Below are 22,150 nucleotides of genomic sequence, written 5' to 3' on the forward strand. Positions count from 1 at the left end.
CGCCTGCGGCCGCTCCGGTCGGCCGGCCGCTCCTCAGCGATGTTAACGACGGTTCACATCGGGGTCCAGACCGCGGCCGTTAGCATCCGCGGCGTGACCGCCAGCCAGCCCGACTCGGCGCTGACGGCCGACGCCGCCCGGCCCTCCCGGCGGGAGCAGATCCTGCGGGCGGCCGCGCAGCTGTTCGCCGAGCGCGGCGCGCGGGCGGTGGGCGTCGACGACGTCGGCGCCGCGGTCGGCGTGACCGGCCCGGCCATCTACCGGCACTTCGCCAGCAAGGACGCGATGCTGGCCGAGATGCTCGAGGGCATCAGCCAGCGGCTGCTGGCCGGCGGGCGTGAGCGGGTCGCCGCCGCCGGTCCCGACCCCGTCGCGCAGCTGCGGGCGCTGATCGCCTTCCAGGTGGACTTCGCGCTGGACAACCCCGCGCTGATCACCGTGCAGGACCGCGACCTCGGCTCCCTGCCGCCGGACGACGCGGCCGCGGTGCGCCGGCTGCAGCGCCGCTACGTCGAGGTGTGGGTGGAGGTGCTGGCCCGGCTGCGGCCCGAGGAGGGCACCGACGCCAGCCGGGCCCGCGCGCACGCCGTCTTCGGGCTGGTCAACTCCACCCCGCACAGCGCGGGCCGGCTGCCGCGCGCGCGGACGGCGGCGCTGCTCGCCGCGATGGCCGAGGCGGCCGCGACCGCCTGACGCGGCGTCGCCGCCGGGGTCGTCAGCCGGCGGACGGCTCGGGCATCGGCAGGCTCAGGCCGGTGCCGGCGACCAGGTCGAGGTCGGCGGTGCCGGCCTCGCCGGGACCGGTCCAGGCGGTCTCCACGATGGTGACCACCGGACCCTCGACGGCGCTGGCGTACTCGGCGCCGGACAGCTCCGCGGGCGCACCCGGGTAGGTCACGCCCTCGCGCAGCAGGTCGCTGACGTTCCCGCTGCCGTTGCGGTCGGTCAGGTCGCGCAGGGCGCGGGCGGCGACGGTGTCGCCCATGTCCACGGTGGACACCGAGACCACCACGGCCCGGCCGTCGACGTCGGTCGACCACAGCGCCCGCGCCAGGCCCGCGCAGTCGGTCCGCTCGAAGGAGTCCGCGACGTCGCCGTAGGAGTTGCCGACGCAGGTGTCGTCGACCTGCACCCGCTGCAGGACGAACTCCAGGCCGTCGAGGACCGCGCGCTCGCCCGGCTGCGGGCCGGCCTCCTGCGCCCCCGGGGAGGGAGCCGGGGTGCTCGTGCTCGGCGGGGCGGCCGCCGAGGCGTCGCCCCCGCCGCCGGTGAGGCTCACCAGCGCGACCACCGCGACGACGACCACGGCCAGCGCGGCGGCGGCGAGCAGCGCCCGCCGGCTCCGCGCGGCCGGCGAGCGGCGGCGCGGCCCCACCAGCGGGACCGGCGCAGCCGGCGGGACCGGGGCGGGAGCCGCGGGCGGCGCGGCCGGCGGGGTCCCGTGCCCGGCGTCGGTGTCGGCGTCGCCGAACAGCCCGCCGATGCCGCCGGTCTCGTCGGCGATGTCGGCGGGGACGGCGGGGACGGCGGGGACGGCGACCGGGGCGTCGGGGACGCCGCCCCCGGACTGGACGGCGGGCGTCTCGAAGCGCGCGGTGGCCGGGTGCGCCGGGGCGGGCACGACCGGCGGGGGCGCGACGGGGGCGGGCGCGACGGGGACAGGTGCGACGGGGACAGGTGCGACGGGGGCGGGTGCGACCGGAGCGGCCACCCGGGCGGCAGCCGCGCGGGCCGCGGCCTCCTCGTCGGCCCGGATCGCCGCGACGGCGACGGCGGCGGCGGCGACCGGGTCGACGAGCGGGCCGGCCGGGGCGGCCGGCGGCGGGACCGCCACGGGGGCCGGTGCCGGGACCGGCGGGGCGGGCGGCGCCACGGGGGCCGCCGAGGCGGCCGAGGCGGCCATCGCCGCGGGCGCGAGCAGCTCCCGCCGGCGCAGGACGTAGGGCGAGTACGGGAAACCCTCGCCGTTGAGCTCCTCGACCGTGGGCCCGCGGCCCTCGAGGCCGAGCGCGGTCAGCGCGGCGCGGACGTCGGCGGTGGTCCACAGCCGCGGGTTGTCCACCCCGGCGTAGCGGGCGGCCCGCGAGATGCCGAGCAGCAGCGAGCGGGGTTCCAGCAGCGCGACCTGGTCGCCGTCGCCGAGGTCGCCGTCGGCCGGGACCAGGCCGGTGAGGTCGCCGGCGAGGACGGTGAGCCGGGCGATGCGGCCGGGCTCGAGCCCGGCCCGGCGGAGCCGGACCGCGGCGTCCATGCCGGCCCGCATGAGGCCGTCCAGCGGCGTCGAGCCGCCGCCGGCCAGCTGCAGCACCTCGCCGGGGCCGGCGCCCGGGCCGATGGTCCAGGAGCCCTCCGGGGTCGCGGTGACGACGCCGGACTGGCGGACCACCTCGACCACGCGCACGACGGCCAGGCCCTCGGGGACGAAGACCACGGCGTCGGACAGGCGACGCTCCATGGGGCCGTCGACGACCGGGACCGACGCCACGACGGCGCCCCGGACGGCTCCGCCGCGGTCCCAGCGGGTCAGCTCGGCGAAGAGCGCACGCTCCCCCGCCGTCTGCGGCGGCACGGGCGTCAGGGCCAGCACGTCGTCCTCCGGGGGCGGGTGGGGGTCGGGGGGAGGCCGGGCGCGCGCGAGGGCGCGGGGCGCGGCCCGGCAGCGGGGTCCGGGCGGGCGGCCACGTCCGACGTTACGTCAGGTGACGGGCCCGTCCCGCACCTCAGCGGGACGGCGCGCCGCCGGCCGGGGCGGCGGCGGCCGGGAGGCCCGGCTCGACGGGACGGCGCCAGTCGGCGAACCGGGCGCTGCGGCCGACGACGTCGACCGCCGACCACAGGACGGTGAACGCCGCGACCACGAGCGCGACCGACCACCAGGACCAGTTCCACGGCGGCAGGACCCCGGCGGCGTCCTGCAGCCGGCCGGCGGCGTAGACGACGACGGCGGTGGCCGGCGCGGCGCTCCAGCCGGGCAGTCCGCGGGTGACCGCGAGGTCGACGCAGACCGCGCCGGCCAGCAGCGCCAGCGGCAGCACCGACGGCGGGAAGCCCATCGCCACCAGCCCGGCCCACATCACCGCGCGGTAGGCCAGGTAGGTGCCGGCGACGACGGTCGCGGTCCAGCGCAGGCCGACGACCCTGCGCGCCACGACCAGCGAGAGCAGGCCGGCGCAGACCAGCCAGGCCGGGTGCACCCAGGAGGGCACCGGCAGCATGAACATCGTGGGGGTCTGGCCCTGCGAGGCGGCGAAGTCGAGCAGCTGCGGCTCGGCCGTCGTCCGCCCGGCCTCGTAGGCGCGCAGCGACAGGACGCCGTACTCCTGGTGCTGGTTGGGGAAGACGACGTTCTCGACGAAGAACAGCCACAGGCCCAGCGACACCAGCGTGCGGACCCGGCCGGGCGCGGCGTACAGCCACCAGCCGCGGATCGCGCCGGCCAGCATGATCGCCGTCCCGATGTAGAGCAGCGCGTGGCTGGGGCTCCAGCTGGTGATGTCCAGCCCGTTGACGCGGTGGTTGACGATGTCGACCGGGATGGCGACGAGGAAGGTGCCGATCCCCCACTGCATGAGCCGCAGCGCCCGGCGGTCGACGCCGTAGCCGCTGTAGCTGTGGAAGACCACCAGCGCGACGACCACCGCGGTGCCGGCGGAGTTGAGCAGGTGCGGGGGCGCCAGGTCGTCGCGCAGCCACTTGAAGTGCCAGGAGACGTCCCAGGACGAGCCGAGCATCTTGAGCAGGAAGGCCCCGAGCCAGGCGGTGTAGATCCAGCGCAGCTCGGTCTCCCCCGTCGGGCGCCCGGGCCGGCCCGGCGTCATGTACGCCAGCCACAGCCAGCGCAGCAGCGCGACGGGGTGCCGCAGCCCGGCGGCCAGCGAGCCCGGTGCCGGGGGGACCGCTCCGGCGGGAGCGGCGGGGACGGGGTGGGGCACGGGAGGACTCCCTGGTCTCGCTGACGGGATGGCCCCACCGTAACGGCGCAGGTCGCCGATGCCGACCCCCCGAGTGGCGCCGGTGTGGCGCATGGAGTAGTGGGCCGACACGCGAGGCATGCGGGACGGACGGGACGTAGGGTCGGCCGACGTGGCGGACAACGGCGGGCACCTGGTCTGGATCGACTGCGAGATGACCGGGCTGGACCTCACCCGGGACAAGCTCATCGAGGTCGCCGTCGTCGTGACCGACTCGGAGCTGCGGGTCCTCGACCCCGGCCTGGACCTGGTGATCTCCGCCGACGACGCCGACCTGGAGGACATGGCCGACGTCGTCACCGAGATGCACGCGAAGTCGGGCCTGACCGAGGCGGTGCGCGCCTCGACCCTCACCGTGGCCGAGGCCGAGCAGCAGCTGCTCGCCTACGTGAAGCGGTGGGTGCCCGAGCGGCGCACCGCTCCGCTGTGCGGCAACTCGATCGGCACCGACCGCGGCTTCCTCGCCCGCGACATGCCCGAGCTCGACGACCACCTGCACTACCGGATGGTCGACGTCAGCTCGATCAAGGAGCTGGCCCGCCGCTGGTTCCCGCGGGTCTACTTCGCCCAGCCGCCCAAGGGCCTCGCCCACCGCGCCCTGGCCGACATCGTCGAGTCGATCCGCGAGCTGGCCTACTACCGCCGGACGCTGTTCGTCGACGCCCCCGGCCCGTCGACGTCGCAGGCGCAGCGGGCCGCCGGGGAGGTCGTCGCCGGCTTCGCCGACGTGCTCTCCGCGGCCGACGCCACGCCGCCGGCCGCCCCCGCGGAGGACGACGCACCCCCGGCTGCGTCGGGGAGCTGACCGGCTCCGGTATCCTCGTCCCTGCCTCCGGCGCGGGTCCGCTGCCGGGTGCACGCGGTGGGTGTAGCTCAGCTGGTAGAGCACCAGGTTGTGATCCTGGGTGTCGCGGGTTCGAGCCCCGTCACTCACCCCACGCAGGGAGGCCCTGGTCAGGTGACTGACCAGGGCCTCCCCCGTTCCCGAGGTGGGGACCGTCCGGGCGGCGCGGTCAGACGTCGACGGTGGACGCCGGCGGGTGGGCGCGGCCGGCACCCTGACGCCCGGCGGTGCGCAGGGAGCCGAGCCGCCGGCCGATGAGCTCACCGGCGACCGCGGCGAGGCGCCTGGACAGGTGGCGTGTGCGCGTGGGACAGGTCCATGGGGGACACCTCGGTCCTTCGACTGCCGGAGGGGTGGACGTGGTGGTCGCCACGGTGGGTGACTCCGGCCACACCCGTCCAAGACGCGTTCGCTACCGCACCGGTAGGTTCGGCCTATCGGTCCGCGGGAGGTGACGCGGTGGACGTCCGGCAGCTCACCTACTTCCTCGCCGTCGTCGAGACCATGAACTTCGGCCGCGCCGCGGAGCAGCTGTACATCGCGCAGCCCTCGCTGTCCCAGGCGATCGGGACGCTCGAGCGGGAGCTCGGCGTGCCGCTGTTCCACCGGGTGGGCCGCGGCATCGTGCTCAGCGACGCCGGAGCCCAGCTGGTCGAACCGGCTCGCCAGGTGGTCCGTGACCTGGAGGCCGCCCGGGCCGCGGCGCAGTCCGTCCGCGGGTTGCAGCGCGGCCGGGTCGAGCTCGTCGCGATGCCCAGTCCCGGCATGGAGCCGTTGTCGACCCTGATCCGCGACTTCACCGCCGCCCATCCGGCGATGACCGTCACGGCCGACGCGGCGTTCACCCCCGAGGAGGTGGTCCAGGCGGTCAAGACCGGCCGGGCCGAGCTCGGGCTGCTCGGCGCGGCCTCGCCTCCGCACACCGGTGGCCTGCGCGCCCTGCTGATCGAGGACCAGCCCCTGGTCCTGGTCTCCCCGCCCGAGGACCCCCTCCCCGGCGACCCGGCGCCGCCGGAGCACGGGGACCGCCGGCCTCTGGGGGATCCGGCCGTGCGCACGGTGGACCGTGCGGCCCTCGCCGGGACGCGGCTGATCGTGAGCAGGCACGGCAGCCTCGTGCGGGGGCTGGTGGACGACGTCCTGGCCAGCGGCGTCGACGCGCGCATCGTCGTCGAGGTCGAGCACCGGACCTCGATCCTGCCGCTGGTGCTCGCCGGGGTGGGACACGCGGTCCTGCCGTCGTCCTGGACGCCGCTGGCGCAGCGGTCGGGCGCACTGGTCCGGCGGATCGAGCCCGCCGTCCTGCTGCGGATCGCGCTCGTCTCCCGGACGGGCGCCCTCACGCCGGCCGCACGGGCCTTCGTCGCGTGCGTCGAGCAGTACGTGTCCGACGCGGAGGCGGGCACCGGCCGCGCGGATCGATAGGCCCGGACTATCCGGAGCATCGACAACGCGTCTTGGACGGGCGCCGGCGTGACCCCGTTCACTCGGGAGCGACCGCAGCAGTCGTCCCCACGGAGACCGTCATGACCGCCCAGCACACGTTCCGCATCGCCGCCATCCCCGCCGACGGAGTCGGTGTCGAGGTCGTCGCGGCCGGCCGCGCCGTCCTCGACGCCCTCGCCGGGGCCTCGAACGGCCGCTTCTCCTTCGCCTGGCAGGAGTTCCCCTGGGGCGCGGACCACTACGCCCGGCACGGCCGGATGATGGACGAGGACGGCCTCGACCAGCTCAGGGACTTCGACGCCATCTACTTCGGGGCCGTCGGCTGGCCGACCGTCCCCGACCACGTCAGCCTGTGGGGCCTGCGCCTCAGGATCTGCCAGAGCTTCGACCAGTGGGCCAACGTCCGCCCCGTCGAGTTCCTCCCCGGCATCCAGAGCCCGCTCCGCAAGGCCGACACGACCGACCTGAGCTGGGTCGTCGTCCGGGAGAACTCCGAGGGCGAGTACGCCGGCTTCGGCGGCCGCAACTTCGCCGGCCGCGACGACCGCGGTGAGGTGGCCGTCCAGTCCGCGGTGTTCACCGAGGTGGGCTGCGAGCGGATCATCCGGTTCGCCTTCGACCTGGCCCGCACCCGGCCCCGCAAGAAGGTCTCCAGCGTCACCAAGAGCAACGCCCAGCAGTACGGCATGGTGCTCTGGGACGACGTGTTCAAGCGCGTCGCCACCGAGTACCCGGACGTGGAGACCGAGAGCGTGCTGGTCGACGCGATGGCCGCCAAGTTCGTCCTCCGCCCCGAGGACCTCTCCGTCGTCGTCGCGTCCAACCTCAACGCCGACATCCTCTCCGACCTCGGCAGCGCCCTCGCCGGCAGTCTCGGCCTGGCGGCCAGCGCCAACCTCAACCCGGAGCGGCGCTTCCCCTCGATGTTCGAGCCGGTCCACGGCTCCGCGCCCGACATCGCGGGCCAGGGCATCTGCAACCCCGTCGGCGCCATCGGCAGCGCCGCGCTGATGCTCGAGCACCTCGGCCTGCACGACGAGGCCAAGGCCGTCCAGCACGCCATCGAGGTCACCTCGGGCAAGGGCATCCGCACCCGCGACGTCGGCGGGACCGCCGGCACGGAGGACGTCACCGCGGCCGTCATCGACCACCTGTCCCTCTGACCGTCCCGCCCGGAGCAGCCCCGGGCCGCGCGCGGGCCGGGGCTGCTCCGCTGACCTGCGCACCTGCCGGGTCACCAGGCCCGGCACGGGCTCCACGCGCGGGTGCGAACCCGTCACCCACCCCTGCGCGCAGCGGCCCCGGCCGGGTTCCCCGGCCGGGGCCTCCGCCCGTTCCAGGGAGGTGCGGAGGCGCGGGGGACGGGCCAGGATGGGTCCCAGCGCCCCGTCGAGCCGAGGAGGGACGCCGTGCCGGACACCACTCCCCCCGGGACGGGACGCCGCCACCCCGGCGCGCGCGACCCCGTCACCGGCGGCTGGGACCGCGACGACGCGGCCGCCGAGCGGGACGCCGACGCCCGCGAGCGTGACCGCGACGCCGAGGACCGCGACGCGCGCGCCGTCGAGCGCATGACGGCCGCCGGGCACCGGCACGTGACCGCCGACCGGGACAGGGCCGCCGACCGGGACGCCGCCCGCGACGACCGCGACGCCCAGGAGGCCGACCGCAAGGCCGCGGCCCGCGACCGCGCGGCGGCCGCCGCCGACCGGGACGCGGCGGCCCGCGACCGGGTCGCCGCCCGGGCGGACCGGGAGCAGTCCGAGGTCGACCGGGCCCAGGACCGCTGAGTCCGCGGGGCGGTCAGTCCACCGTCCCCGTGCGGATGACCTCCTCGGCCACCTGGCGCAGCTTGACGTTGCGGTGGCTGCTGGCGGTCCTGAGCAGGCCGAACGCGGCCTCCTCGTCGACCTTGCGCAGCGCCATGAGGATGCCGATCGCCATGCCGATGCGCCGGTTCGACTCCAGGGCGGTGCGCAGGTGGGCCATCTGCTCGTCGGCGACGAGCAGGTTCTTCTCCATGCGGGCGACCTGGTCGGCGGCCCGCTTCAGGGCGGCGGCGACGGCCGCCGAGGTCTCGCCGCGCGAGGGCCGCGCCCGGCCGTCGGCGCCGGCGCGCGGGCGCTCCGCGGGGAGGTGGTCGACCACAGGTGGTCTCCGTGGCGGGTGGGCCGGAGGGCCGAGGTACCGGGTGCCCGAGGTTGGACACCTGGTGCTCCCTCTGACCGTAGCCGATGCCGCGCCCCTCACAGGCCGGCGTCCGGTTCCGGTACCGGCCGGTCCAGGGGGTGGGCGCGCTCGTCGGCGGGCAGCCGGGCGACCAGGAGGGTGATCACGGCCAGCACCGGCGGCGCCAGGCCGGCCACGAGGAACGCCGCCCGCAGACCGGCGCCCTCGCCCACCGGTCCGGCCAGGGCCACCGACACCGGCACCAGCGCGCCCGAGACGACGAAGTCGAGGCTGGACACGCGGCCGAGCAGTGCCGACGGGACGCGGCGCTGCAGCAGGGTGCCCCAGATGGTCATCCCGCCGTGCACCCCGGCGCCGACGAGGACGGCGGCGCCGACCACGACCGGCACCGACGTCGCGGTGCCGAAGGCGACCAGCGGCAGGCAGCCGGCGGCCCACAGCAGCGTCGTCGTCGTGAGGTAGCGGCGCGGCAGGGGCCGCGAGGCGACGACGAGCGAGCTCAGCGCGCCGCCGACGCCGGAGCCGGCGAGCACGAGGGAGTGCTCGACGGGACCGCCGCCGGCGTGCTCGCGCAGGGCGAACGGCGTCAGGACCTGCAGCGGCCCGGTGGTGACCAGCAGCATCAGCGACCCGAACAGCAGCGTGGCCAGCAGCCAGCGGGTGCGCACGAGGAAGGCCAGGCCCTCGAGCAGGTCGGCGACCAGCGCCCGCGCCGGGTGCGCCGGCCCGTCCGCGGCGCGGTGCGCGGGCAGCAGCGGCAGCCCGAGGACGCAGCCGGTGGCCGCGAGCGAGGTGGCCGCCGTGGCCAGCAGTGCCGCGCCCGGGGAGGCCGCCGCCACCAGCAGCCCGGCCAGCGCGGGCCCGGTGACCTGGTACAGCAGCGGCCGCATCGCACCCTCGAGGCCGTTGGCGGCCAGCAGCTGGTCCTCCGGCAGCAGCGCGGGGACCAGTGCGGAGTAGGCCGGGTAGTGCAGGCCGAGCCCGGCTCCGCCGAGCAGCCCGGCGACGGCGAGCAGCGGCAGCGGCAGCGCGCCGGCCACCGACAGCGCCCCGGCGAGGCCCACCGGCACCGCCGCCAGCAGCGTGACCGCGACCAGCAGGTGGCGCTGCGGCACCCGGTCGGCGAGCACCCCGCCGGGCAGCGCCGTCGCCAGCGTCCCGACCGCGGAGGCGCCGGTCACCAGCGACAGCTCCGCCGGCCCGCCGCCGAGGGCCACCACCTGCCAGACGGCGGTCACCGCCCAGGCGCCGTTGGCCACGAGCGACAGGGCCAGGGAGAGCGCCAGCCGGCGGTAGGCCGCCGAGCGCAGCGGCGCCAGCGCCCGCGGGGAGGCGGTCACCGGGCCATGGTCCCCCGCGACCCGGACCGCCTCCCGGCCGCCCGCGGGGACCACGGCGTCGGAGTTCCGGAGACGCGCATGGACCGGCCCTCCCCCGGGCACCGCTCCCCCGTGGGGGACTGGCGGGAGCAGCTGGACGGCATGTCCCTGGAGAGCCGGCTCAAGGCCCTGCTCGTGTACGAGCTGGCCTCCGACCGCGTGCCCGGGCAGCCGCTGGAGGTCACGACGGCCGCGGTGCGGGCCGTCGCGACGGCGGAGGGCCTGGACACCGGTCTGCCGTGGATCGACGCGGCCGCCGCGCGGATCAGCGCGACCCCGGACGGGGCACCCGGCGCCTGACCCCGCTGTGCCGCCTGTGACGGCAGGGGCGGGTGCGCCGCCCCGATCCGGACACGCACCGGGCGGTGCTGGCCCACCGCCGCGCCGCCTCGGACCCTGGCGGCATGACCACTGCCTTCTCCTACGGGACCGCGCACTCGGTCGTGATGGTCGGCTCGGTCGACAGCCCCGAGGGCCTGCAGCCCCGGCAGATCGGTCCGGCGCACGCGACGATCGGCCGGGTCACCGGCCGCAGCCGCAAGTCGCTGTGCGGCGCGTACGTGGCGGTGGACGAGCAGACGGAGTGGCCGCCGGAGGAGTACGAGGAGCACCAGCTCTGCCGGGAGTGCGCGGAGCTGGCCCGCCTCTGAGGGGTCCTCAGCCGCCCGCCACCGAGGGCAGCACCTGCACCACCGACCCGGCGGTCACCGGCGTCGCCAGGCCCGCGGAGAAACGGACGTCGTCGCCGTCGACGTAGACGTTGACGAAGCGGCGCACCTCCCCCGCCTCGTCGCGGATCCTCCGCTCCAGCACCGGGTGGGTGGCCGCCAGCGCGTCGAGCAGGCCGGCCAGCGTCGCGTCGCCCGGGTCCACCCGCAGCCGCCGGACGCCGCCGGCCAGGTCGGCCAGCACGCCCGGCAGCACCACCTCGACCGTCACGGCAGCACCGCCGCGCGGACGCACAGGACGTCGGGCAGGTGCTCGGCGACCGTGGTGAAGGTGTCGCCCTCGTCGGCGCTGGCGTAGACGCAGCCGTCCCGGGTGCCCACGTAGACGCCGGTCGGGTCGCCCTCGTCGACGCAGACGGCGTCGCGCAGCACGGCGGTCCAGGACCCGTCGGGCAGCCCCGCACCCAGCTCGGTCCACGTGGCCCCGGCGTCGCGGGTCCGGTGCACCCGCAGCCGCCCGCCGGGCGGCACCCGCTCGGCGTCGGCCACCAGCGGCACCACCCACGCGGTGCCCGGGGTGCGCGGCGAGGCGGCCACCGGGAAGCCGAAGTCGACCGGCAGCCCGGCGGCGATCGAGGTCCAGGACGCGCCGCCGTCGTCGGTGCGGAAGACGCCGAAGTGGTTCTGCGCGTAGAAGCGGTTTGGGTCGCCCGCGTCGGCGGCGACCTTGTGCACGCACTGCCCGTACTCCGGCGGCGGGTCGGGCAGGAACGGCGCGGTGATGCCGGCGTTGCGCGGCGCCCAGGTCGCCCCGCCGTCGTCGCTGGCGTAGACGCCGCCGGTGCTCATCGCCACCAGCACCCGGTCGGTCGTGGGGTGCGGCAGGACGGTGTGCACCGCGCCGCCGCCGGCGCCCGGCTCCCAGGTCGGCCGGTGCGGGTGGTCCCACAGGCCGCGGACCAGCGCGAAGGTGCGGCCGCCGTCGTCGCTGCGCCACAGCGAGTGCGGCTCGCACCCGGCCCACACGACGCCGGGACGGTCCGCGGTGTCCGGGCGGATCTGCCAGACGCGGGCCAGCGCGGCGCCGGTGTCGGCCGGGAAGCGGATCGCGCCCTGCTCGGTCTCGGCCCAGGTGCGGCCCAGGTCGTCGGACCAGGTGACGGTCGGGCCCCAGTGGCCGTACTGGACCCCGGCCAGCACCCGCGGCGCCCCGCCGTCGGTGTCACTGCCCCGGGTGTCGACGCCGACCGCCGCCACCTCCTGCGCGAGCAGGTGCGGCCCGTCCACGGTCCAGGTGCGGCGGCCGTCGTCGCTGCGGGCCAGCCACAGCCCCTTGCGCGTGCCGATGGCGAGCAGGTCGGTCACGGTGCCTCCGCGGCGTCGGCGGGACCCGGCGGGTCCCTCCCGGCACTGCAGACCGCGGCCGGCGCCGGAACTGAGCGGGGGGCCCGCTCAGAGGCGCGTGGAGCCCTCCGTGCCCTCGGCGGTCCGGCCGGGGTGCCCGTCGGCGTGCCGGTCGGCGTGCCGGTCGGCGAGGCCCGGGGCCAGCCGCTCGGCCTCCGCCCTGAGCTTGTCCGCCGCCGAGGCGTGCTCCCGGGCCGCCTCGGCCCGCTGGCGGGCCTCCTGCTCGGCCAGGCGGGTGCGCTCCTCGACCTCGGCGCGCTCGCGGCGGGCGCGGGCGGCCTGCTCCTCGGCCAGGGCCTGCTCCTTCTCCGCCTGCACGCCGCGCAGCCGGGCCTCCTCGAGGTGCTCGCGCGCCTGGGCGCGCTGCTGCTCGCGGCGGCGTGCGCCGGCGACCCGGCTGCGCTTGGCCAGTGCGAGCCCGACCAGGGCCAGCACGACGACCGCCACGACCACGAGGAGCACGATCAACCAGGTGTCCACGACGCTCTCCCTCCCGAGATCGACTCGGGAGTGCCCTGGTGAGCGACCCGGGAAACCGAGATCACCTCAGCGCGGACCCCGCCTGCCACTGGTCCCACGGGATGGTCCAGTCCGCGATCGGCGAGGTGAGCGGGCCGGCGTCGGAGTTGACGATCTCGACGACGTCCCCGGGCTGGGAGAACTCGTAGAACCAGCGGGCGTTCTCGTCCGAGAGGTTGATGCAGCCGTGGGAGACGTTCTCCCGGCCCTGCTGCGCCACCGACCAGGGGGCGCCGTGGACGAACTCGCCGCTGTCGGAGATCCGCACGGCCCACTTCACCGGCGTGCGGTAGCCCTCGGGGCTGTCGACCGGGACGCCGTAGGTGCTCGAGTCCATGACGCGGTCGGCGTTGAGCTCGGTGACCACGTGCGGGCCGTTGTAGCTGGGGTTGTCCGGGCTGCCGGCGCTCATCGGCCAGTCCTGCACCAGCCGGTCGCCGTCGTAGACCCGCATGCGGTGGGTCGCGGCGTCGGCGACGGACACGTGCCGGTCGCCGATGCGGAAGGAGACCGTGCGGTCCTTCTCGCCCCAGATGCCGTCGCCGAGGTGGACGCCGTAGAGGTCTGCCTCGAGCGTCACGTCGGTCTGCGCCGGCCAGTACTGCGACGGGCGGAAGTGCACCTCGGTGTCGCTGAGCCAGCTCCACACGCCGTCGGTGGGGTTCGAGCTGGTGACCAGCAGGTGGCTCTCGGCGGCCGCCTTGTCCGCGACCGGCTGCTCGAAGTAGACGCGGATCGGCATGCCGACGCCGACCGTCTGGCCGTCCAGCGGGCCGATCGAGGGGGTGGTGACCGTCTCCGGGTCCACGGTGGTGAAGGTGCTCCTCGCCTCGGTCCGCTCACCGTCGGCGTTGGTCGCGGTGGCGGTCAGCGTGTAGGTGCTGGCGTAGGCGAGGTCCTGGTCCGGCGTCCAGACGTCGGTGCCCTCGGTGTCGCCGTCGGCCACCTGGCCGGGCACGTCCGCGCCGGCGCCGTCGGTGACGGCGACGTCGGCGAGGTCGCCGTCGGTGACGGAGATCTCGACCGGGTCGGCCGGGGCGACGTCGACCGCGCCGTCGGCCGGGGCGAGCTGCAGTTGCGCGGGCGCCGCGTCGGCCGACGTCGACGCCGCGGACGACGCGGATGACGCGGACGACGCGGACGCCGACCCCGCGTCGTCGCCGCCCTGGCACCCGCTGAGCAGGACCAGCGCCCCCGCCGTGACCAGCGCAGCCGTCCGTCGCACCGTGTTGCCCCCTCGTCCCTGCCGCGCCACCCCCGGGCACGGCCGTACCCGTCCAGTGTCCACGCGGATCACGGAACCGTGGCGTCCGCCACCCGGGACCCCCGAGCGGGACGCCGTCGACCGCTGGTATCGTTCTCCCTCGTGACCCGGGCAGCCGGGAGACACGCGCCATTAGCTCAATTGGCAGAGCAGCTGACTCTTAATCAGCGGGTTCGGGGTTCGAGTCCCTGATGGCGCACAGCACAGGAGAGCGGCTCCTCCCCGGCGGGAGGGGCCGCTCCCGTCGTCTCACGGGCCGTCGTCGGGGACCGTCCCCTCGAGCAGCGGCCGCTGGCGCGTCGTGAGCGGGGCGAGCTCCGCGTCGAGGGCCCGGTACGCCTCCCGCTCCCGGTCGAGGAAGGCGGTCCAGGCGCCCCGGTCCCGCCAGCGGTCGACGGTGAGGAAGCGGCTCCCAGCCTCCGCGCCGCGGAACAGCTCCGTGCCGGCGTACCCGTCGCCCCGGCGGAACAGCCGCGCCCAGTCCCCGTCCGCCCCGTAGGCCGCGACGAACCGCTGCACGGCCGCGGGGGCGACCTCGTACTCCCAGATCCGCACGAACACGCCGGTCCGGACCTCCGGCTCAGCCCAGCCGCAGCCCGTGCTCGGCCAGCGCCTCGTCCAGGGTGCGCAGGGCCTTCGGGCCCACGCCGTGCAGCGCGGCCAGGCTCGCCCGCGGCACGCCGGCCAGCTGGTCGAGTCGCGTGTAGCCGGCCAGCCGCAGAGCCCCGGTCGCCGGGGCACCGATCCGGGGCAGCTCGTCGAGCGGCGTCACGCCCGGGACCGTAGCGGCCCCGGGCGCGCCGGTGTCAGCCGCGGACGGCGCGCACCACCCGGCGGACGCCGAGCACCGCGGCCCCGGCGCCGGCGAGCCACGGCCCGGCGACGACCACCGGGTCGAGCAGCTGGTGCCGGACGTCCGAGCGCCCGCGGCGCGAGCGCAGGCCGCCGCGGGTGAACTCGGTGCGCAGGCCGGTGGCGGGCACGTCGGGCCGGCCGGAGGCGAACGACCGCAGGTGGTGCTCCCAGGCGTCCACGCGGTCGCCGACGACCAGCAGCAGCCAGTGCGCGAGCCGGCCCTCGCTGAACCGGGCGTAGGCGAACCGGCGGATCGCCCCGGGCAGGCCGCGCAGCGGCTGCGCGGTGCCGAACACCGGCGTCACGAAGGCGTGCTCGATCGAGTGCTCCCGGCCCTCGCTGCCCGGCTGGCGCTCGGGGAAGTCCCAGTGGGCGCCGGTGTCGGCCGGGTACTGCAGCTTCGGGTGGGACGGCCGGTCGGCCGGGTCGAGGTCGGCGCCCCACCCGGGGATGCGGGCCCGCAGCTCCTCGCGGCTCGGCGTCGGGGTGCGCTTGTCGCGGACGTACGCGCTCGGGATGTCGGACTCGCTCATGGTCGCCCCTCAGGCCGCGTCGGGCAGGATCACCGGCTTGATGCAGCCGTCGAGCTTGCTGGAGAACACGTGGTACGCCTCCGCGATGTGCTCCAGCGGGAAGCGGTGCGTGACCACCTCGCGCGGGGTCAGGTGGCCGTTGCGGACGTGCTCGAACATCCGCGGCCACTGCCGCTTCACCGGCGTCTGGTTCATCCGCAGCGTGAGCCCCTTGTTGAGCGCGTCGCCGAACTTGACGGCGTTCGGGATCGGCCCGTAGGCCCCGACGACCGACACCGTGCCGCCCTTGCGCACCCCGTCGATCGCCCAGTTGAGCGCGACCGGCGAGCCGCCCTGCAGCTTGAGCTTGGTCCCCGTGACGTGCTGCAGGAAGTTGCCGTCGGCCTCCGCGCCCGCCGCCTCGATGACGACGTCGGCTCCCAGGTAGTCGGTCTGCTTCTTCATCTCGACCACGACGTCGTCGTGCTCGTCGTAGTTCAGCGTCTCGGCGTGGGCCATGGTCCGCGCCTTCTCCAGCCGCTCCCGCAGGTGGTCGACCACGATCACCCGGCCGGCGCCCATCAGCCAGGCCGACTGCGCGGCGACCAGCCCGACCGGCCCCGCGCCGAGCACGACCACGGTGTCCCCCTCGGCGATCTCGCCGAGCTGGGCGCCGAAGTAGCCGGTGGCGGCGGCGTCGGTCATGACGACGGCGTCCTCGTCGTGCATCCACTCGGGGATCCGCACCGGGCCGACGTCGGCGAACGGGACGCGCACGTACTGCGACTGGCCGCCGTCGTAGCCGCCGGTGGTGTGCGAGTAGCCGTAGATGCCGCCGACGGCGGTGGCGTTCGGGTTGACGTTGTGGCAGTTGGAGTACAGGCCGCGGGCGCAGAACCAGCACGACCCGCAGAAGACGTTGAACGGCACCATCACCCGGTCGCCGACCTGCAGGTTCCGCACGGAGGGGCCGACCTGCTCGACGACGCCGATGAACTCGTGGCCGAACGTGTGGCCGATCCGGGTGTCCGGCATCAGGCCGTGGTAGAGGTGCAGGTCCGAGCCGCAGATCGCCGCCAGGGTGACCCGGACGATCGCGTCGTTCGGGTGCTCGATCGACGGGACGTCCTTGTCCTCGACGCGGACCTTGTACGGCCCGCGGTAGACCATCGCGCGCACGCAGCGCCCCTCTCCTCGTGCCGGGCCCTGCACACCGGCGCTGCCGCAGCCGTGCCCGGCGCCCGCCGCCCGGAAACCGGTTGATCCCGTCCCCAGCATGGAGGGCATGACGACCACCCCCGGGCTCGAGCCGGTGCACCGTCCGGAGGACGGCGAGCTCGTCGGCCACCTGACCGCCGCCGACGGCCGGGACGGGTGGACGGCGCACGCCGTCCCCGGCATGCCGCTGCGGCGGTTCCCCACCCGCGAGCAGGCGGTCGCCTTCCTGCGCGAGCGCGGGCTGGCGCTGCTCGCCGACCGCTGGACCTACACGCCCGAGACCGGCGAGCCGCGCACCGCGTGGCTGGTCGAGGCCCGCTCGGGGGCGGTCGTCGTCCGGTTCGGGTACGACCCGGCGTCGGTGCCGCTGGCGGGCGCGGACCTCGGCCGGCTCACCCCGGCATAGCGGCGGGCCGGGGAGCGTTCCGCGGGCGTGAGCAGCCCGCGGGACGTCGACGTCGTGGTGATCGGCGCGGGCCAGGCCGGCCTGAGCGCCGCGTACCACCTGGCCCGCCAGGGCTTCGCGCCCGGCAGCGGCTTCGTCGTCCTCGACGCCGACGCCGCGCCCGGCGGGGCCTGGCAGCACCGCTGGCCCTCGCTGACCCTCGCGACGACGCACCGGGTGCACGAGCTGCCGGGCCTGCCGTTCGCGCCGGCGTCGGAGGACCTGCCCGCCGCCGAGGCGGTGCCGGCCTACTTCGCCGGCTTCGAGCGGCGCTTCGCCCTGCCGGTCCGGCGGCCGGTGCGGGTGTCGGCCGTCCGCCGCGGCGACGACGGCCGCTTCGTCGTCGAGTCCGACCGCGGGACGTGGCGGGCGCGGGGCCTGGTGAACGCCACCGGCACCTGGACGCGGCCGTTCGTGCCGCACTACCCGGGCCAGGAGACCTTCCGCGGCCGGCAGCTGCACACCGTCGGCTACCGCGGTGCGGAGGAGTTCGCCGGGCTGTCGGTCGTGGTCGTCGGGGGCGGCGCCTCGGCGGTCCAGCTGCTCGGGGAGATCGCGCCGGTCGCCCGCACGACCTGGGTGACCCGCCGCCCGCCGGTCTGGCGCGAGGGTCCCTTCGGCGAGGAGCAGGGCCGGGAGGCGGTGGCCCGCGTCGAGGCCGCCGTCCGCGCCGGCCGGATGCCCGGCAGCGTCGTCGGCGCGACCGGGCTGGTGGTCACCCCGTGGGTGCGCCGCGCCCTGGACGACGGCGTCCTCACCCGGCTGCCGGTGTTCGACCGGATCACCCCCGGCGGCGTCGCCTGGGACGACGGCCGGTCCGTCGCCGCCGACGTGATCCTGTGGGCCACCGGCTTCCGCGCCGCGGTCGGCCACCTGGCCCCGCTGCGGCTGCGCACCCGCGACGGCGTCATCCGGCTCGACGGCACCTCCGCCGTCGACGAGCCGCGCCTCCAGCTGGTCGGCTACGGGCCCAGCGCGAGCACGATCGGCGCCAACCGGGCCGGCCGGACGGCGGCGGTGACCCTGCGCCGGCTGCTCGCCGCCGACCTGCCCCGCACCGCCTGACCGGGGGCGTCCCCCAGCACCGGGTGGGGGACGGTCCAGGGTCGGGCCGGGGGTCCTCCCCGATGTGCCGGGCACCCCGCTGCCGAGAGCCTTCCCGGCATGACCTCGCAGCCCTCCCCCACCCCGGCGGTGACCCCGTGATCGTCGCCAGCGGACTCACCAAGCGCTACGGCGACCGGGTCGCCGTCGACCGCGTCTCCTTCACCGTCCGGCCGGGCCGGGTGACCGGCTTCCTCGGCCCCAACGGCGCCGGCAAGTCGACGACGATGCGGATGGTCATCGGCCTGGACCGGCCCACCGAGGGCACGGTCACCGTCGACGGCATCCGCTACCTCGACTGCCCCGCCCCGCTGCGCGCGGTCGGCGCGCTGCTGGAGGCCCGCGCCCTGCACCCGGGCCGCACCGCCTGGGCGCACCTGCGCTGGATGGCCGCGTCCAACGGCATCCCCGCCGCCCGCGTCGACGAGGTCCTCGGCCTGGTCGGGCTGGAGGCGGTGGCCGGGCAGCGGGTGGGCCGGTTCTCCCTCGGCATGGGGCAGCGGCTGGGCATCGCGGCCGCGCTGCTCGGGGACCCGCCGGTCGTCGTCCTCGACGAGCCGGTCAACGGGCTGGACCCCGAGGGCATCCGCTGGGTGCGGACCCTGGCCCGCGACCTCGCCGCCGAGGGCCGCACGGTGCTGGTGTCCAGCCACCTCATGGCCGAGATGGCGCTGACCGCCGACCACCTGGTCGTCATCGGCCGCGGCCGGGTGCTCGCCGACTGCCCGACGGCGGACTTCATCGCCGAGCACGCCGCCTCCTACGTGCGCGTCCGCACGCCCCGGCCGGCCGACCTCGCCGAGCTGCTGCGGCGCTCGGGCGCCGACGTCACCCGCGACGGCGACGAGCTGCGCGTCCAGGGCGTCGACGCCGCCGCCACCGGCGAGCTCGCCGCCGGCGCCGGCCTGGTGCTGCACGAGCTCGGCCTCGTCCGGTCCTCCCTCGAGGACGCCTTCATGACCCTGACCGCCGGCAGCGTCGAGTACGCCGCCGCCCGCCCCGCCGAGGTGACCCGGTGACCGCCTCCACCCTGGCCGCGCCCCGCGCGTCCTCCCCCGCCCCGGCCGCGACCGCCGGGCTGCCCCGCGCCCTGCACGCCGAGTGGATCAAGCTGTGGTCGGTGCGCTCCACCGGCTGGTCGGTGGCCGCGATGGTCGGCCTCGGCGCCGGGCTCACCACGCTGGTGTGCGCGCTCGTCGCTCCCGACCTGGCCGCCGGGGAGACCGGCGAGCCGGTCGGCGCGTTCATCACCTGGGGGCTGCTGTTCGCCCAGGTCACCGCCGTCGTCCTCGGCGCACTCACGGTCACCGCCGAGTACGGCACCGGGATGATCCGGGCGACCCTCGCCGCCACCCCGCGCCGCGGGACCGTGCTCACCGCCAAGGCGCTGGTGCTCGCCGCGGTGCTGTTCGTCGCCGGCGTGGTCACCGCCGTCCTCGGCTGGCTCGGCGGCAACGCGTTCCTGTCCGCGGAGGGCATCGGCCTGTCCCTCGGCGACGACGGGGTGCTGCGCTCGCTGCTCGGCAGCGGCCTCTACATGGCCGGTCTCGGGCTGTTCGCGATGGCCGTCGGGCTGCTGGTGCGCTCCACCGCCGCCGCGGTGTCGGTGGTGCTCGCGCTGGTGTTCCTCGTCGGCAACCTGGTGATGCTGCTGCCCGGCGCCCTGGGCGAGTGGCTGACCAAGCTCATGCCGGGCAACGCGGGCTCGCGGATCGCGATGCCGGAGTCGTTCAACCCGCTGCTGCTCGAGCCGTGGGTCGGGTTCGCCGTCTTCGCCGCCGAGGTCGCCGTCGTCCTCGCCGTCGCCGCGGTCGCCTTCACCCGCCGCGACGCCTAGGCCGCCCGGGCCCCGGCCCGCCCCCTCCGTCCGCACGGAGGGGGCGGGCTGGCACCGTGGAGGGGTGACCTCCCCCGATCCCGCCGCCCTGGGCCGCGAGCGCGCCGACCTGCTGCTGACCCGCCTCGAGGCCGGCGACGACGCCGGGGCCGACGCGCTGCTCGCCGGAGTCGACGAGGTGCGCGACCTCGTCTACGTCGGCGCGGCGCTCACCGCGCAGGCCCGGGCCGAGGGGCGCGCGCTGCCGCCGGCGCAGCGGGCGCAGGCCAACACCCGACAGCTGCGGCTCGGGGCGGTCCGGGACGCCGCCCGCACCGACGTCGCCGCGCTGCGGCAGTGGCTGCGCCGCTCCGGCGAGGAGCTGCTGCTCATCCGCTCGCTGCAGGCCGCGGCCGACCGCGTCTCCTGAGCCCGGGGATCGGACCGCGGCCGGGACGGCCGCGGTGCGCAGGTCCAGGTGCACCCCGGCGACCGTGCAGCGCACCGGGCCGCCGGCGAGCTCGACCGTCGGGACGGCGACCGGCAGCAGCCGGGCCGACGCCTCGATCACCCGGCGCTGGCCGGCGTCCAGGCTCGCCGCGGCCCGTGCGGACAGCGCGAGCACCGGGCCGTCGGCGCCCTGCACCTCGATGGCGTTGCCGGCGAACTCCCCGACCTGCCACGCGGTGAGCGGGACGACGGTGCGCCCGGTCGCCTCCAGCCGGGCGACGAGCCCCGCCCGCTCGGCCGCCGACGGCAGCAGCTCCAGCCCGACCAGCGCGTACTCGCCGGCCACGCTCATCACCACGTTGGTGTGGTGGACGGCCCGGCCGGCCGCGTCGACGGCGTCGAAGACCACCGGCTCGTACCCGAAGCCGCGGCAGAAGCGGTCCAGCGCCCAGGGGTCGACCCGCAGCGACCGCGCGACGTAGGCCGTGCGCGCCACGTGGTCGAGCACCATCGCGCCGGTGCCCTCGAGGTAGCGGCCGTCGTGCTCCAGGCCCGAGAGGTCGACGACCTCGTGCACCCGGTAGGCCGCCTCGAGGAACTCGACGACGTCGCCGCGCCGCTCCCCGCGCCGGTTGGCCGCGTACATCGGGAACAGCGCGACGCGGCCGTCGGCGTGGGTGGACAGCCAGTTGTTCGGGAAGACGCTGTCGGGCCGGCCGGGCCCGGGGTCGTCGAACAGGTGCACCGTGACGCCCGCGGCGGTGAGCGCCCCGGCCAGCGCGGTGACCTCGTCGTACGCGCGCCGCGCCAGCACGCCCGGGTCCTCGCGGACGACGCGCACCTGGAAGGCGTTGTCCCCGAGCGTCAGCGGGTTGGGCGAGAAGGCGTGCGGGCGGACGAGGACGACGGCCGAGGGGGCCTGGGCGGCGGCCCCGGCCGTCACGAGGGGATCGGCGTGAACGCCGCGACCATCCCGAACAGGTCCTTGGGGTCGTCCGGCTCGGCGACCAGGTCGATGTCATCGACCCACGGCGTGCCGGCGACCGCGTCGCGGACGTAGCGCAGCGCCGAGAGGTCCTCGACCGCGAACCCGACGGAGTCGAACAGCGTCACCTGGGCCGCCGAGGTGCGCCCGGCCGCCCGGCCGGTGAGCACCTGCCACAGCTCGGTGACCGGGAAGTCGGCCGGCATCGCCTGGATCTCGCCCTCGATGCGGGTCTGCGGCGGGAACTCGACGAAGACCTCGACGTCCTCGCGCAGCAGGATCGTGGGGTCCAGCTCGGTCTTGCCGGGGCAGTCGCCGCCGATGGCGTTGAGGTGCATCCCCGGCTCGATCCAGTCGGCCTGCAGCACGGTGGCCCGGGCCTTGTCGGCCGTGCAGGTGGTGACGACGTCCGCGCCGCGCACGGCCTCCCGGCCGGAGGACGCCACCGTCACGTCGAAGCCCAGCGGCTCCAGGTTGCGGACCAGCTTGGCCATCGCGGCCGGGTCGGTGTCCCAGACCGCGACGTCGTTGACGCCCAGCGCCCCGCGCATGCCCAGCGCCTGGAACTCCGCCTGGCTGCCGGCGCCGATGAGCGCCAGGCGCCGGGAGTCCGGCCGGGCGAGGAGGCGGGCGACCATCGCCGACGTCGCCGCCGTCCGCAGCGCGGTCAGCAGGGTCATCTCGGCGAGGAAGACCGGGTAGCCGTTGGAGACGTCGGCCAGCGCCCCGAAGGCGCTCACCGTCTGGAAGCCGCGCGCCGGGTTGCTCGGGTGCCCGTTGACGTACTTGAAGGCGTAGGTCTCGCCGTCGCTGGTCGGCATCAGCTCGATCACGCCCCAGGGCGTGTGGCTGCCGACGCGGGCGATCTTGTCGAAGGACTCCCACCGGCGGAAGTCGTCCTCCACGTAGCGGGACATCCCGGCGATGATCCGCTCGGGCCCGGTCTCGGCCGTCCAGCGGACCATGTTGCGCACGTCGACGAACGCGGTCATGCCGGAACGGTATTGCTGGGCGATCTGCACACACAATGAGCGAACGGCGCGCGTTGTGACCAGACACCGATCACTTCACCGAGATCAG

At 76.4% G+C, this 22,150-nt stretch carries 25 protein-coding genes and 2 tRNA genes; 13 read left to right on the forward strand and 14 right to left on the reverse strand.

Annotated elements, in window-relative coordinates; all coding sequences use genetic code 11:
* Nucleotides 1–93: 93 nt before the first annotated feature.
* Nucleotides 94–693 (forward strand): SACE_7040 family transcriptional regulator, encoded by a 600-nt coding sequence (locus ACFO3M_RS01830; protein ID WP_387985591.1) that lies wholly within the window; start codon nt 94–96, stop codon nt 691–693.
* 22 nt (nt 694–715) lie between these two features.
* Here ACFO3M_RS01830 and ACFO3M_RS01835 read toward each other — a convergent pair whose 3' ends face one another.
* Nucleotides 716–2,587 (reverse strand): hypothetical protein, encoded by a 1,872-nt coding sequence (locus ACFO3M_RS01835; protein ID WP_387985594.1) that lies wholly within the window; start codon nt 2,585–2,587, stop codon nt 716–718.
* A gap of 133 nt (nt 2,588–2,720) precedes the next feature.
* Nucleotides 2,721–3,932, reverse strand: coding sequence for a hypothetical protein (locus tag ACFO3M_RS01840; protein ID WP_387985597.1), 1,212 nt, complete (start codon nt 3,930–3,932; stop codon nt 2,721–2,723).
* Nucleotides 3,933–4,083: 151 nt separating this feature from the next.
* Here ACFO3M_RS01840 and orn point away from each other — a divergent pair, with 151 nt between their 5' ends.
* From orn to ACFO3M_RS01865, 5 genes are all read left to right on the forward strand, one after another.
* The gene (gene orn, locus ACFO3M_RS01845) at nt 4,084–4,776 is read left to right on the forward strand and encodes an oligoribonuclease (protein WP_387985600.1); all 693 of its coding nucleotides are present in this window, start codon (nt 4,084–4,086) and stop codon (nt 4,774–4,776) included.
* A gap of 57 nt (nt 4,777–4,833) precedes the next feature.
* Nucleotides 4,834–4,909, forward strand: a tRNA-His gene (locus ACFO3M_RS01850).
* A gap of 365 nt (nt 4,910–5,274) precedes the next feature.
* Complete coding sequence (locus ACFO3M_RS01855) at nt 5,275–6,240, forward strand: LysR family transcriptional regulator (protein WP_387985602.1); 966 nt, start codon at nt 5,275–5,277, stop codon at nt 6,238–6,240.
* A 101-nt stretch (nt 6,241–6,341) separates the two neighbouring features.
* Nucleotides 6,342–7,424, forward strand: coding sequence for a tartrate dehydrogenase (locus tag ACFO3M_RS01860; RefSeq protein ID WP_387985605.1), 1,083 nt, complete (start codon nt 6,342–6,344; stop codon nt 7,422–7,424).
* Between the two features lie 246 nt (nt 7,425–7,670).
* Entirely contained in the window at nt 7,671–8,051 is a 381-nt protein-coding gene (locus ACFO3M_RS01865; protein WP_387985608.1) for a hypothetical protein, read from the forward strand.
* 13 nt (nt 8,052–8,064) lie between these two features.
* On the opposite strand, the gene ACFO3M_RS01870 is transcribed toward ACFO3M_RS01865, so the two are convergent.
* A complete protein-coding gene (locus ACFO3M_RS01870) occupies nt 8,065–8,409 on the reverse strand; it encodes an ANTAR domain-containing protein (RefSeq protein ID WP_387985611.1) in 345 nt (114 codons plus the stop codon).
* A gap of 98 nt (nt 8,410–8,507) precedes the next feature.
* Nucleotides 8,508–9,791: an MFS transporter gene (locus ACFO3M_RS01875; RefSeq protein WP_387985614.1), complete on the reverse strand. Its 1,284-nt coding sequence runs from the start codon at nt 9,789–9,791 to the stop codon at nt 8,508–8,510.
* Nucleotides 9,792–9,869: 78 nt separating this feature from the next.
* Between ACFO3M_RS01875 and ACFO3M_RS01880 the strand changes: the two genes are divergently transcribed.
* Both ACFO3M_RS01880 and ACFO3M_RS01885 read left to right on the forward strand, forming a co-directional pair.
* Complete coding sequence (locus ACFO3M_RS01880) at nt 9,870–10,130, forward strand: hypothetical protein (RefSeq protein WP_387985617.1); 261 nt, start codon at nt 9,870–9,872, stop codon at nt 10,128–10,130.
* Nucleotides 10,131–10,234: 104 nt separating this feature from the next.
* Complete coding sequence (locus ACFO3M_RS01885; protein WP_387985620.1) at nt 10,235–10,480, forward strand: hypothetical protein; 246 nt, start codon at nt 10,235–10,237, stop codon at nt 10,478–10,480.
* 7 nt (nt 10,481–10,487) lie between these two features.
* Here the strand turns inward: ACFO3M_RS01885 and ACFO3M_RS01890 are convergent, their stop codons facing one another.
* The 4 genes from ACFO3M_RS01890 to ACFO3M_RS01905 form a co-directional block, all read right to left on the reverse strand.
* A complete protein-coding gene (locus tag ACFO3M_RS01890; RefSeq protein WP_387985622.1) occupies nt 10,488–10,769 on the reverse strand; it encodes a ubiquitin-like small modifier protein 1 in 282 nt (93 codons plus the stop codon).
* Nucleotides 10,766–11,863 (reverse strand): WD40/YVTN/BNR-like repeat-containing protein, encoded by a 1,098-nt coding sequence (locus ACFO3M_RS01895; protein WP_387985625.1) that lies wholly within the window; start codon nt 11,861–11,863, stop codon nt 10,766–10,768. Before ACFO3M_RS01895 ends, ACFO3M_RS01890 begins: the two co-directional genes overlap by 4 nt.
* A gap of 87 nt (nt 11,864–11,950) precedes the next feature.
* Entirely contained in the window at nt 11,951–12,382 is a 432-nt protein-coding gene (locus ACFO3M_RS01900; RefSeq protein WP_387985627.1) for a hypothetical protein, read from the reverse strand.
* Between the two features lie 61 nt (nt 12,383–12,443).
* Nucleotides 12,444–13,646 carry a L,D-transpeptidase gene (locus ACFO3M_RS01905; protein WP_387985629.1) on the reverse strand — a complete coding sequence of 401 codons (1,203 nt, stop codon included), beginning with the start codon at nt 13,644–13,646 and terminating at the stop codon, nt 12,444–12,446.
* Nucleotides 13,647–13,811: 165 nt separating this feature from the next.
* On the opposite strand from ACFO3M_RS01905, the gene ACFO3M_RS01910 reads away from it, so the two are divergent.
* A tRNA-Lys gene (locus ACFO3M_RS01910) sits at nt 13,812–13,884 on the forward strand.
* A 50-nt stretch (nt 13,885–13,934) separates the two neighbouring features.
* Here the strand turns inward: ACFO3M_RS01910 and ACFO3M_RS01915 are convergent.
* Genes ACFO3M_RS01915 through ACFO3M_RS01930 form a run of 4 tightly spaced genes read right to left on the reverse strand, consistent with a single transcriptional unit; the run spans nt 13,935 to nt 16,222 of the window.
* Nucleotides 13,935–14,246 carry an antibiotic biosynthesis monooxygenase family protein gene (locus ACFO3M_RS01915; protein ID WP_387985631.1) on the reverse strand — a complete coding sequence of 104 codons (312 nt, stop codon included), beginning with the start codon at nt 14,244–14,246 and terminating at the stop codon, nt 13,935–13,937.
* A 19-nt stretch (nt 14,247–14,265) separates the two neighbouring features.
* Nucleotides 14,266–14,457 carry a helix-hairpin-helix domain-containing protein gene (locus tag ACFO3M_RS01920; RefSeq protein WP_387985634.1) on the reverse strand — a complete coding sequence of 64 codons (192 nt, stop codon included), beginning with the start codon at nt 14,455–14,457 and terminating at the stop codon, nt 14,266–14,268.
* 34 nt (nt 14,458–14,491) lie between these two features.
* Complete coding sequence (locus tag ACFO3M_RS01925) at nt 14,492–15,073, reverse strand: hypothetical protein (protein WP_387985637.1); 582 nt, start codon at nt 15,071–15,073, stop codon at nt 14,492–14,494.
* A gap of 9 nt (nt 15,074–15,082) precedes the next feature.
* Entirely contained in the window at nt 15,083–16,222 is a 1,140-nt protein-coding gene (locus ACFO3M_RS01930; RefSeq protein WP_387985869.1) for a zinc-dependent alcohol dehydrogenase, read from the reverse strand.
* Between the two features lie 115 nt (nt 16,223–16,337).
* Here ACFO3M_RS01930 and ACFO3M_RS01935 point away from each other — a divergent pair, with 115 nt between their 5' ends.
* The 4 genes from ACFO3M_RS01935 to ACFO3M_RS01950 all read left to right on the forward strand — a co-directional run bounded on the left by ACFO3M_RS01935 (nt 16,338) and on the right by ACFO3M_RS01950 (nt 19,656).
* Nucleotides 16,338–16,676 (forward strand): hypothetical protein, encoded by a 339-nt coding sequence (locus ACFO3M_RS01935; RefSeq protein WP_387985640.1) that lies wholly within the window; start codon nt 16,338–16,340, stop codon nt 16,674–16,676.
* A 27-nt stretch (nt 16,677–16,703) separates the two neighbouring features.
* Nucleotides 16,704–17,780 (forward strand): FAD-dependent oxidoreductase, encoded by a 1,077-nt coding sequence (locus tag ACFO3M_RS01940; RefSeq protein WP_387985642.1) that lies wholly within the window; start codon nt 16,704–16,706, stop codon nt 17,778–17,780.
* A 137-nt stretch (nt 17,781–17,917) separates the two neighbouring features.
* Nucleotides 17,918–18,838, forward strand: coding sequence for an ABC transporter ATP-binding protein (locus tag ACFO3M_RS01945; protein ID WP_387985644.1), 921 nt, complete (start codon nt 17,918–17,920; stop codon nt 18,836–18,838).
* On the forward strand, nt 18,835–19,656 hold the full coding sequence (locus ACFO3M_RS01950) for an ABC transporter permease subunit (RefSeq protein ID WP_387985646.1): 822 nt from the start codon (nt 18,835–18,837) through the stop codon (nt 19,654–19,656). Before ACFO3M_RS01945 ends, ACFO3M_RS01950 begins: the two co-directional genes overlap by 4 nt.
* On the opposite strand, the gene ctlX is transcribed toward ACFO3M_RS01950, so the two are convergent.
* Together ctlX and ACFO3M_RS01960 are read right to left on the reverse strand one after the other, a co-directional pair.
* Entirely contained in the window at nt 19,637–21,028 is a 1,392-nt protein-coding gene (gene ctlX, locus ACFO3M_RS01955; protein WP_387985648.1) for a citrulline utilization hydrolase CtlX, read from the reverse strand. The genes ACFO3M_RS01950 and ctlX overlap by 20 nt on opposite strands.
* Nucleotides 21,025–22,062: an ornithine cyclodeaminase gene (locus tag ACFO3M_RS01960; protein ID WP_387985650.1), complete on the reverse strand. Its 1,038-nt coding sequence runs from the start codon at nt 22,060–22,062 to the stop codon at nt 21,025–21,027. The genes ctlX and ACFO3M_RS01960 overlap by 4 nt, the downstream gene beginning before the upstream one ends.
* Between the last annotated feature and the right edge of the window lie 88 nt (nt 22,063–22,150).

The organism is Geodermatophilus arenarius, from assembly GCF_042654585.1.
Lineage (GTDB): Bacteria > Actinomycetota > Actinomycetes > Mycobacteriales > Geodermatophilaceae > Geodermatophilus > Geodermatophilus arenarius.

Coding starts and splice junctions, on each gene's coding strand:
- ACFO3M_RS01930 (WP_387985869.1), bottom strand. CDS start 16,222: ATGGTCTACCGCGGGCCGTACAAGGTCCGCGTCGAGGACAAGGACGTC.
- ACFO3M_RS01860 (WP_387985605.1), top strand. CDS start 6,342: ATGACCGCCCAGCACACGTTCCGCATCGCCGCCATCCCCGCCGACGGA.
- ACFO3M_RS01935 (WP_387985640.1), top strand. CDS start 16,338: ATGACGACCACCCCCGGGCTCGAGCCGGTGCACCGTCCGGAGGACGGC.
- ACFO3M_RS01880 (WP_387985617.1), top strand. CDS start 9,870: ATGGACCGGCCCTCCCCCGGGCACCGCTCCCCCGTGGGGGACTGGCGG.
- ACFO3M_RS01885 (WP_387985620.1), top strand. CDS start 10,235: ATGACCACTGCCTTCTCCTACGGGACCGCGCACTCGGTCGTGATGGTC.
- ACFO3M_RS01960 (WP_387985650.1), bottom strand. CDS start 22,062: ATGACCGCGTTCGTCGACGTGCGCAACATGGTCCGCTGGACGGCCGAG.
- ACFO3M_RS01925 (WP_387985637.1), bottom strand. CDS start 15,073: ATGAGCGAGTCCGACATCCCGAGCGCGTACGTCCGCGACAAGCGCACC.